This window comes from Bradyrhizobium sp. SSBR45G, from assembly GCF_030159255.1.
Lineage (GTDB): Bacteria > Pseudomonadota > Alphaproteobacteria > Rhizobiales > Xanthobacteraceae > Bradyrhizobium.
On the sequence record NZ_BSCT01000071.1, the window covers coordinates 1 to 9,648 of the forward strand.

A 9,648-nucleotide genomic window follows, 5' to 3' on the forward strand; every position below is an offset into this window, starting at 1 on the left:
AAGAATCCACGCCATGCGCCTTGTCCACTCATTCTAAACCGGACAGCCGTGGGACGAGCCCGGGCATGACGAGGAACTCATCAGCAATTTGCGCGTGGCAATCGTCTACTGCTTCGTGACCTCATCCTGATCGCGCTCGCTCGGGCTCGACGAATCCGCCGTCGTGCGCTCACCAGTCCAGTCGATGCCGAAGGCGTCGAGCCCCTCCGCCAAGAGATCGCCGAGCATCGGCTCGCCCAGCAGATAGCGCGCGGTGTCGCGGTCGCGCTGGCCGGCGGCCTCGCGGCGGATGTCGTCCCACTCGTCGATGTCGCCGTCGCCGCGGCCGAGCCGCATCAGGGCGACCAGGTCGGCCTGCTCGTCCTCGGACATCGCGTTGATGAAGCCGGTGATCTCGCGGACGACCGGATCGTCGCCGCCATCCTGCAGCACGTCGATCATGTCGTCATCGGCGCCATTCGAGCCGGAGTCGGCATCGGTGACCTCCTCCTTGACGTCGAACTCGCGCGCCTTCTCGATCAGGAAGGCGACCTTCTCGGGTGATATCGTCAGCTCTGGCATGACCGTCTCCTCATGGACTGTGGCCCGACAACGCAGCGTCCCGAGAGTCGATCCATTGCGCAGTCGCGCGCAACGCGGCATCGTCGCCGGCATCAAGAACGAAAACGGGGAAGCGCGCATGCACTGGACGGTCGGCCGGGTCAGGATCATCAAATTCGTCGAGCTGGAGACCATCGGCGGCACCCGCTTCATCCTGCCGCAGGCCACGCCGGAGGCGATCCGCGCGCAGTCCTGGCTCACGCCCGATTTCGCCACCGCCGAAGGCCGGCTGAAGATGTCGATCCATACCCTGGTGCTGGAGACGCCGACAAAGCGTATCGTGGTCGACACCGGGCTCGGCAATGACAAGCAGGGCCGCAGCGTGCCCGTCTGGAACAACCGGACGATGCCGTTCCTGGAGACGATGAGCACGGCGGGCTTTCCGCCCGAGAGCATCGACCTGGTGATCTGCACCCATCTTCATGTCGACCATGTCGGCTGGAATACACGGCTGGTCGACGACCGCTGGGTGCCGACGTTTCCCAACGCGCGCTATCTCTTCGGCCGCACGGAATATGAGCATTGGCGCGACCACAGCAGCGCCGCCGATGAGACGGCGACCTTCGCCGATTCCGTGCAGCCGATCGTCGACGCCGGGCGCGCCGAGCTCGTGGCCAGCGATGCCGTCGTCAGCGACGAGATCACGCTGATCCCGACGCCGGGCCACGGCCTGGGCCATGTCAGCCTTCATGTCCGCTCCGATGGTGCGGAGGCACTGCTCAGCGGCGACGTCGCGCACCATCCCAGCCAGATGGCGCATCTCGATTGGAGCTCGACCGTCGACTTCGATCCGGCGCAGGCCGCCGCCACGCGGCAGGCACTGTTCTCCCGCTTCGCCGACACCGGCACGCTGGTGATCGGCGGCCATTTCGACGCCGGCCACATCAGCCGCGACGGCGCCGCCTTCCGCTTTCAGGCAGTGCCGGGCCGCGGCAGCGCATAGCCCGCGAGGTTGAATTTCGCCCCGCCATGCTCCATGACAGGGCCCTGGAATACCAAAGAGTTGAGGGAGAGAAACCAATGAAGCTTGTTCGCTACGGCGAGAAGGGCGCGGAGAAGCCGGGCCTGGTCGATGCATCCGGCCAGCTGCGCGACCTGTCGGCCCATGTGAAGGACCTCGACGGCGCGGCCTATGCGCCGGAGTCGCTGAAGACGCTCGCCGCCCTCGATCCGGCCTCGCTGCCTGCCGTGTCCGGCAAGCCGCGGTTCGGCGCGCCCGTCACCGGCATTTCGAAATTCGTGGCGATCGGCCTCAACTACTCCGATCATGCCAAGGAGACCGGCAATCCGATTCCGGCCGAGCCGATCTTCTTCCTCAAGGCCAACACCGCGCTGTGCGGCCCCTATGACCAGGTCGAGAAGCCGCGCGGCTCGACCAAGCTCGACTGGGAGGTCGAGATCGCCGCCATCATCGGCACCCGCGCCAAATATGTCTCGGAAGCCGATGCGCTGAACCACGTCGCCGGCTACACGATCTGCAACGACGTCTCCGAGCGCAACTTCCAGATCGAGCGCCTGGGCCAGTGGACCAAGGGCAAGTCGCACGACACGTTCGGTCCGGTGGGCCCGTGGCTCGTCACCAAGGACGAGATCCCGGACGTGCAGAACCTGTCGATGTGGCTCGACGTCAACGGCCAGCGCCGCCAGACCGGCACCACCGCGACGATGATCTTCACGATGGCGAAGTGCATCTCCTACGTCTCGCAGTTCATGACCCTGCTGCCCGGTGACATCGTCACCACGGGCACGCCTCCGGGCGTCGGCATGGGCATGAAGCCGCCGACCTTCCTCAACGTCGGCGACGTCGTCACGCTGGGCATCGAGCGCCTCGGCGAGCAGCGCCAGGAGATCATCGAGGCTTAAATTCGCTCAGCCGTCATTGCGAGCGGAGCGAAGCAATCCAGGGCCACGCGTGCCGCCCTGGATTGCTTCGTCGCTGACGCTCCTCGCAATGACGCTCATTATCTGCGTCGGTCAGGAAACAACGATGAAACTCACCTTCTCGCCCTCCTCGCCATTCGCCCGCAAGGTGCGCATCGCCGCCATCGAGCTCGGCCTGATCGACAAGATCGAGTTCGTGGCCGCCGCTGTGATCCCCGGCCAGGCCAATGAGGAGTATTCGAAGATCACGCCGCTGAAGAAGCTGCCGGTGCTGATCCTCGACAATGGCGACGTGATCCTGGATTCCTACGTCATCGTCGAATATCTCGACGAGCTCGCCGGCGGCAACAAGCTCATTCCCGCCTCCGGCCCGTCGCGCTGGAAGGTGAAGAGCGAGCACTCGATGCTGCAGGGCATGCTCGATTCGATGCTGCTGTGCCGCTACGAGGCGATGGTGCGGCCCGAGGGGACGCGCTGGCAGGCGTGGTCCGACGACCATTGGAACAGGGCCTGGATGGGCATGGCGCGCTTCAATGCGCAGAGTGATCTGCTGACGCGGCCGTTCGACATCGTGTCCATCGGGCTCGTCTGCGTGCTCGGCTATGCGGATTTCCGCTTTGCCGATTGCGGCTGGCGCAAGGCGTTTCCGGCGCTCGACGCGTTCCATCAGAAGATGCTGGAGCGGGAGTCGGTGAAGATCTCGCTGCCGCCGGCGGCCTGATCAATTTGAAGGATAGGCCGTGGCTCTGACGTTTTCGGTCGCCGATCTCACGATCCATCGCATCATCGAGCAGGAGACCACCTTCCTGCCGGCGCACGAGATGTTTCCGGACCTGACGCCGGCGATGCTGGATGCCGAGCGCAGCGCGCTGCGCGCCGGCAATGCGCTGGATGCCCAGGACACGCTGATCCTGTGCTTCCAGTCCTATGTCGTGAAGACGCCTGATCACACCATCCTGATCGACAGCTGCATCGGCAACGACAAGCCGCGGGCGCGACCGCTTTGGAACATGAAGACCGACGACACCTATATGCGGGCGCTGGCGACCGCGGGCGTGTCGGTCGACGACATCGACGTCGTGATGTGCACGCATCTGCACACCGATCACGTCGGCTGGAACACCCGGCTCGACAACGGCCGCTGGGTACCGACCTTTCCCAAGGCCCGCTACGTCTTTGCGCAGCGCGAATATGATTACTGGGTCGCGCAGAATGCCAAGGCCGAGGTGCCCGCCTTCGCCGACAGCGTGCTGCCGGTGGTCGAGGCCCGGCGCGCCGACATCGTCAGGGATGAATTCGCGATCGGCGATCACGTCCGCCTGCTGCCGACGCCGGGACATACGCCCGGTCATGTCGCGGTCGTCCTCGGCAAGGGCCAGGACGATGCGGTGTTCTCCGGCGACCTGATCCATACGCCGCTGCAGCTCATCTATCCTGAACTATCACCGAGATTCGACGTCGATCCGGCTCAGGCCGGGGTGACGCGCCGCGCGTTCCTGGAGCGCTATTGCGACACGCCGACGCTGTGCTGCACGGCGCATTTCCCCTCGCCCTCGGTCGGCCGCATCCGGCGCAGGGGCAATGGCTTCGCCTGCGAGACCCTGTAACCCGGCGCTCTCAGTCGACGATGAACAGCTTGGCGCCGGTCGCGGTGAACGACCGGTGCGCGGCATCGCCGAAATCCGAGACCTGATAGCTCATGCCGGCGGACAGCGTGAATTTGCGGCCGTCCTTGAGCTGGCTCTCGAGCTCGCCTTCGAGCACCAGCAGGACATGGCCGCGGTCGCACCAATGATCGGCGAGATAGCCCGGCGTGTACTCGACCTGGCGCACCCGGATGTCGCCGATCATCAATGTCCGCCAAGTGGCCTTGCCGTGCTCGCCCGGATGCTCGGTGACGGGAACGGCGGACCAGTCGGTCACGGTGAAGGGAAGGGTCGGAATTTTCATCGGTGTGCTCTGCTCGGCGATCGGGGATCGGATCGCCTCCGTCTCGTCGCATGGAGCTTCGGTCCCAGGCGAGCAAATCCACGTCCCGGTCCACTCGTCAATCGAACAGGCTGGGCGTGTAGTTCACCGCCGCCCCCTCGATCGCCAGCATCTTCAGCTTGGTATCGACGCCGCCATTGGCGGAGAAGCCGCCTGGCTTGTTGCCGGCCGCGAGCACGCGATGGCACGGCACCACGATCGGGCACGGGTTGCGGCCGAGGGCCTGGCCGACCTCTCGCGACAGCTCGACGCCACCGAGCTGTTTGGCAATGTCACCATAGGTCAGGGTCCGGCCCGGCGGGATCCGGCGCGCGATGTCGTAGACGCCGCGCTGGAACGCGCTGACGCCGTCGAGGTCGAGATCGATGTCGCCGAGATCATCCGGCTCCCCGGCCAGCAGCGCCTTGATGCGGGCCATGACGCGCTGCACATGCTGCGGCGGCTCAGCCTCGGCGATGCCGGGGTAACGCTGCTGCATCCGGGTACGCGTCTGCGCAATGCCGCCCATCGGCAGTTGCACGGCGTTGATGCCGCGCGGTCCCCAGGCGATCGCGCAGGTGCCGATCGCGGTCTCGAACAATGCATAGTTTTGGTCTGACATGGCGGGCTCCGTCGTCGATCTGCCCCGTATCATCTGCTCCGCAAAATAGGCTTGGAGAATGTTGCGATCCACCCGGATTCTGCCAATGTCGACAGGCGCGCCGGGCATGGCCCGGCGCGAGCCCGCGAACACAAGGACCCCGGATGACGTCTTCCACCTCCCGCCTCGCAGCCCTCGTCCTGCTGGCCACCGCAGCGGGTCTCTCGGCGGCTCACGCCGCGCCCGACGAAAAAATCAAGACGGCCGCCGAGCAGGCCAAGCCGGCGGTGATCGATAGTCTGCGCGAGATGGTGCTGATCGAATCCGGATCGAGCGATGTCGAAGGCCTGAAGAAGATGGCCGACTTCACCGAAGGCCGGCTGAAGGCGCTCGGCGCCACGACGGAGCGGCGCAAGACCACGCGCGGCGTCGGCGCCGACATGGTGATCGGGACGTTCGAGGGGACAGGCCGGCGCAAGCTGATGCTGATCGCGCATATGGACACGGTGTATCAGCCCGGCATCCTCAAGACCGAGCCCTACCATGTCGAAGGCGACCTGATCTACGGACCGGGCATCGCCGACGACAAGGGCGGCATCGCCGTCATCCTGCACAGCCTGCAGATCCTGAAGGACATGGGCTGGCGCGACTACGCCAGGCTGACGGTGGCGTTCAACCCGGATGAAGAAGTCGGCTCGATCGGCTCCGGCGAGTTCATCGCCGAGCTCGCCGACCAGCACGACGTCGTGCTGTCCTGCGAGCCCACCGCGGCAAAGCCGGCCGCGCCAGTCGACAGCCTGCTGCTGGGCGCCAGCGGCACCGCGACAGCCACCATGCAGGTGACGGGCCGCGCCTCGCATGCCGGCGCTGCGCCCGATCGGGGCCGCAACGCGCTGATCGAGCTCTCGCACCAATTGCTGCAGACCAGGGATATCGCGAAGTCGATCCCGGGCACGCAGCTCAACTGGACCACAGCCACTGCCGGCACGGTGCGCAACCAGATCCCGGAAAAGGCCAGCGCCGGCGGCGACGTTCGCGTCACCGTCGCCGATGGCGTCGAGAAGCTGCAGGCGGCGCTGGACGAAAAGGTCAAGACCCACCTTGTGCCCGACACCGAGGTGAAGGTCACGATCGAGACGGGACGGCCGCCCTTCGTCGCCTCGGAGCGCGGCCGCGCGCTGGGCAAGGAGGCGCAGGCGATCTACGCCGAGATGGAGCGGCCGCTGGCGCTGGTCGACATGACCGGCGGCGCCACCGACGCCGGCTTCGCCAATCGCAGCGGCAAGGCCGTGGTGGTCGAAAGCTTCGGCATCGCCGGCTTCAACTATCACGCCCATAACGAGTACATCGACCAGACCACCATCGTGCCTCGCCTGTATTTGATGACCCGTATGCTGATCGAGCAGGGCAAGAAGATGTAGCTTATGGAAGCAGAGGCAGCCCGGCGAAAAGACCGGGCGCCTCGATGAGGAACCAAGGAGAGCGCCATGAAGCTGACGCCGGAGCAGATTGCATTCTTCGACCGCGAGGGCTGGCTGTTCCTGCCCGAGCTGTTCAGCCCCGAGGAGACCGCCTTTCTCGCGCGCGAGGCCGAGGCGATCTATGCCGCCGACAGGCCCGAGGTCTGGCGCGAGAAGAGCGGCGCGCCGCGCACCGCCTTTGCCGCGCATCTCTACAACGACGCATTCCGCGTGCTGTCAGCGCATCCACGCATGATCGATCCGATCGAGCAGATCTTCGGCGAGAAGCTCTACATGCATCAGTTCAAGATCAACGCCAAATCGGCCTTCACCGGCGATGTCTGGCAATGGCACCAGGATTACGGCACCTGGAAGCGCGACGACGGCATGCCGGAGCCGCGCGCGATGAACATCGCGATCTTTCTCGACGAGGTGATGCCGATCAACGGTCCCCTGATGCTGGTGCCGCGCAGCCAGCACGCCGGCGACCTCGAAGCGTCGCACGACCTCGCGACGACATCCTATCCGCTGTGGACGCTGGATGAGGCGACGGTGACACGGCTGGTCGCCGAAGGCGGCATCGTCGCGCCGACCGGCAAGCCCGGCGGCATGCTGATGTTCCACGGCAATCTCGTGCATGGCTCGGCCGGCAACATCACGCCCTACCCGCGCAAGATCGTGTACCTCACGCTCAACGCCGTCTCGAACTACATCCGCACGCCGACGCGGCCGGACTACATCGCGCATCGCGACTTCACGCCGATTGCGACATTGCCTGATGACGCATTGCTCCGGCTCGCGCGGGCGCATCGCGAGGCGGCGGAATGACACTTTCTCCGTCATTCCGGGGCATCGCGGAGCGATGACCCCGGAGTCCATAACCACCATCGTGAGTATGGATTCCGGGCTCGTGCTCCGCACGCCCCGGAATGACGGCAACTGACAGGGCTGCCAATGAACCTCCATTCCCTCCTCCAAGCGCGCACTGCGTCCGGCAAGCCTGTCCGCGTCGCGCTGATCGGCGCCGGCAAGTTCGGCTCGATGTTCCTGGCGCAGGTGCCGCATGTGCCGGGCCTCGAGGTGCCCGTCATCATCGATCTCGATCCTGAGCGCGCGCGCGACGCGTGCCGCACGGTCGGCTGGAGCGCCGAGCTGATTGAACGCACGGCGTTCAGTGCCGATGGTGCGAAGGCGTTTGCTGACAACATCGACGTCGTCGTCGAAGCCACCGGCAGCCCGGCCGCCGGCATTCGCCACGCCCGCGCGGCGATCAAGGCCGGCAAGCACATCGTGATGGTGAACGTCGAAGCCGACGTGCTGGCTGGTCCGCTGCTCGCCGAGGAGGCGCGCAAGGCCGGCGTGGTCTACTCGCTCGCCTATGGCGATCAGCCGGCGCTGACGGCGGAGCTCGTCGACTGGGCGCGCACGACCGGCTTCCACGTCGTCGCTGCCGGCAAGGGCACGAAATTTTTGCCGGCCTATCACGACGTGACGCCTGACGGCGTCTGGCAGCACTACGGATTGACGGCGGCCGAGGCGCAGTCCGCCGGCATGAACCCGCAGATGTTCAATTCCTTCCTGGACGGCACCAAGTCGGCGATCGAGATGGCCGCGATTGCGAATGCCACCGGTCTCGATGTGCCCGGCGACGGCCTGCTGTTTCCGCCCTGTGGCGTCGACGATCTGCCGCATGTGCTGCGCCCGCGCGACCGCGGCGGCATGCTGGAGCGATCGGGCATGGTCGAGGTGGTGTCGTCGCTGGAGCGCGACGGCCGGCCGGTGTTTCGCGATCTGCGCTGGGGCGTCTATGTCGTGCTGGAGGCGCCGAACGACTACGCCGCGGATTGTTTCCGGCAATATGGCCTGAAGACCGATGCGAGCGGGCGTTATGCCGCGATGTACAAGCCGTATCATTTGATCGGACTCGAACTGAACATCTCGGTGCTGTCGGCGGCGCTGCGGCGCGAGCCCACAGGACAGCCGCTCGGATTTCGCGGGGATGTCGTCGCCATCGCCAAAAAGCATCTGCGCACCGGCGAGATGCTCGACGGCGAAGGCGGCTACACGGTGTGGGGCAAGGTGCTGCCGGCGGCGACGAGTCTGCAGGTCGGCGCGCTGCCGATCGGATTGGCGCATCGCGTGAAGCTCGTCAATGACGTGGCCCGCGGCGCCGTCGTGCGCTGGAGCGATGTCGCATTCGACGTAACGGACGAAACAGTCAAGGTCCGCAAGACGATGGAGGCCGCGTTCTCACGCTGACCATGGCGGCGAAGACCTGCAGAAACAAAAAAGCCCCGACCGGAGGTCAGGGCTTTTGCGTCTTGGGAGTGGGGACGGATCCTAGTTGTCATCCTCGCCGAACGCGGCGGCGAGCTTGTCGTAATATTTGACGACGAGATCGATGTTGCCCTTGTTCTCGACCTCCGGCGGCTTGGCCTTCAGCGCGGCGTTGAGATCGTTGAGGACCTGCTTCTTGTCGTCGGGCTTCATCTTCTTGTCGGCCTGGACCTGCTCGATCTGGTCCTTGATCACAGCTTCGGGTCCGACATATTTTTTCGTCTTCGGATCGATGCCGCCCATCACCAGGCTGATGTTGTCGACAACGACGTTGAAATCGTCATAGCTGGCAAAGCCGTATTTCTTGGCGACGCCGTCGAGCTGCGTGACCACCTTCTGGTCCGGAGGCGAATTCTCCGGCAGCTTGTCGGTGATCGCGTCCATGTCCTTCTGCGAGGCCAGCACGTTCTCGATCTGCTTGTCGGTGAGCGCGATCTGCTTGAGCTGCGGCGGCTGGCTGACGCTGGGGCCCGGCGGCTGCGCCGGCGAATCCTTGGCGGCCTGCGCGAGCGCCGGAAGCGTTGCAATGGACGTCATCGCGACGCCTGAGCCCGCAATGGCCAGCGCGGCGAGAGTGGTCCGGACAAGCATGCGCATGAGAATCTCCTGTGGGACGGTGTCGACGACAGACAGCGCAGCATTGCGTACGTTGTTGGGAATGAACCGTGTCTGAACCCCGTTTGCGGGTCCGATCACACGGTTGTGCAGCTGGTGTCGTCGGGCGAACGAACGCAGGAGTACAAACAACAACGCCGCGCTGAGGTTTCAGCGCGGCGTTGTTGTTTTGGGATGTGAAGAGGG

At 65.3% G+C, this 9,648-nt stretch carries 11 protein-coding genes; 7 read left to right on the forward strand and 4 right to left on the reverse strand.

Going from position 1 to position 9,648, the window contains the following annotated elements:
* Window positions 1-105 precede the first annotated feature (105 nt).
* A complete protein-coding gene (locus QQL87_RS37095) occupies window positions 106-561 on the reverse strand; it encodes a DUF3775 domain-containing protein (protein WP_284424074.1) in 456 nt (151 codons plus the stop codon).
* A 118-nt stretch (window positions 562-679) separates the two neighbouring features.
* Between QQL87_RS37095 and QQL87_RS37100 the strand changes: the two genes are divergently transcribed.
* The 4 genes from QQL87_RS37100 to QQL87_RS37115 all read left to right on the forward strand — a co-directional run bounded on the left by QQL87_RS37100 (window position 680) and on the right by QQL87_RS37115 (window position 4,088).
* A complete protein-coding gene (locus QQL87_RS37100; RefSeq protein WP_284424075.1) occupies window positions 680-1,543 on the forward strand; it encodes an MBL fold metallo-hydrolase in 864 nt (287 codons plus the stop codon).
* Window positions 1,544-1,620: 77 nt separating this feature from the next.
* Entirely contained in the window at window positions 1,621-2,463 is an 843-nt protein-coding gene (locus QQL87_RS37105) for a fumarylacetoacetate hydrolase family protein (RefSeq protein ID WP_284424076.1), read from the forward strand.
* A gap of 124 nt (window positions 2,464-2,587) precedes the next feature.
* The gene (locus tag QQL87_RS37110; RefSeq protein ID WP_284424077.1) at window positions 2,588-3,202 is read left to right on the forward strand and encodes a glutathione S-transferase family protein; all 615 of its coding nucleotides are present in this window, start codon (window positions 2,588-2,590) and stop codon (window positions 3,200-3,202) included.
* Window positions 3,203-3,221: 19 nt separating this feature from the next.
* Window positions 3,222-4,088, forward strand: a complete 867-nt coding sequence (locus QQL87_RS37115) for an MBL fold metallo-hydrolase (protein WP_284424078.1) — start codon at window positions 3,222-3,224, stop codon at window positions 4,086-4,088.
* A gap of 10 nt (window positions 4,089-4,098) precedes the next feature.
* Here the strand turns inward: QQL87_RS37115 and QQL87_RS37120 are convergent, their stop codons facing one another.
* Complete coding sequence (locus QQL87_RS37120) at window positions 4,099-4,431, reverse strand: DHCW motif cupin fold protein (RefSeq protein ID WP_284424079.1); 333 nt, start codon at window positions 4,429-4,431, stop codon at window positions 4,099-4,101.
* Between the two features lie 97 nt (window positions 4,432-4,528).
* Entirely contained in the window at window positions 4,529-5,071 is a 543-nt protein-coding gene (locus QQL87_RS37125) for a methylated-DNA--[protein]-cysteine S-methyltransferase (RefSeq protein ID WP_284424080.1), read from the reverse strand.
* 143 nt (window positions 5,072-5,214) lie between these two features.
* On the opposite strand from QQL87_RS37125, the gene QQL87_RS37130 reads away from it, so the two are divergent.
* The 3 genes from QQL87_RS37130 to QQL87_RS37140 all read left to right on the forward strand — a co-directional run bounded on the left by QQL87_RS37130 (window position 5,215) and on the right by QQL87_RS37140 (window position 8,769).
* The gene (locus QQL87_RS37130; protein WP_284424081.1) at window positions 5,215-6,471 is read left to right on the forward strand and encodes a M20/M25/M40 family metallo-hydrolase; all 1,257 of its coding nucleotides are present in this window, start codon (window positions 5,215-5,217) and stop codon (window positions 6,469-6,471) included.
* A gap of 66 nt (window positions 6,472-6,537) precedes the next feature.
* Complete coding sequence (locus QQL87_RS37135; RefSeq protein ID WP_284424082.1) at window positions 6,538-7,338, forward strand: phytanoyl-CoA dioxygenase family protein; 801 nt, start codon at window positions 6,538-6,540, stop codon at window positions 7,336-7,338.
* 126 nt (window positions 7,339-7,464) lie between these two features.
* The gene (locus QQL87_RS37140) at window positions 7,465-8,769 is read left to right on the forward strand and encodes an NAD(P)H-dependent oxidoreductase (protein WP_284424083.1); all 1,305 of its coding nucleotides are present in this window, start codon (window positions 7,465-7,467) and stop codon (window positions 8,767-8,769) included.
* An 81-nt stretch (window positions 8,770-8,850) separates the two neighbouring features.
* Here QQL87_RS37140 and QQL87_RS37145 read toward each other — a convergent pair whose 3' ends face one another.
* Complete coding sequence (locus tag QQL87_RS37145) at window positions 8,851-9,444, reverse strand: hypothetical protein (RefSeq protein WP_284424084.1); 594 nt, start codon at window positions 9,442-9,444, stop codon at window positions 8,851-8,853.
* Window positions 9,445-9,648: the final 204 nt, after the last annotated feature.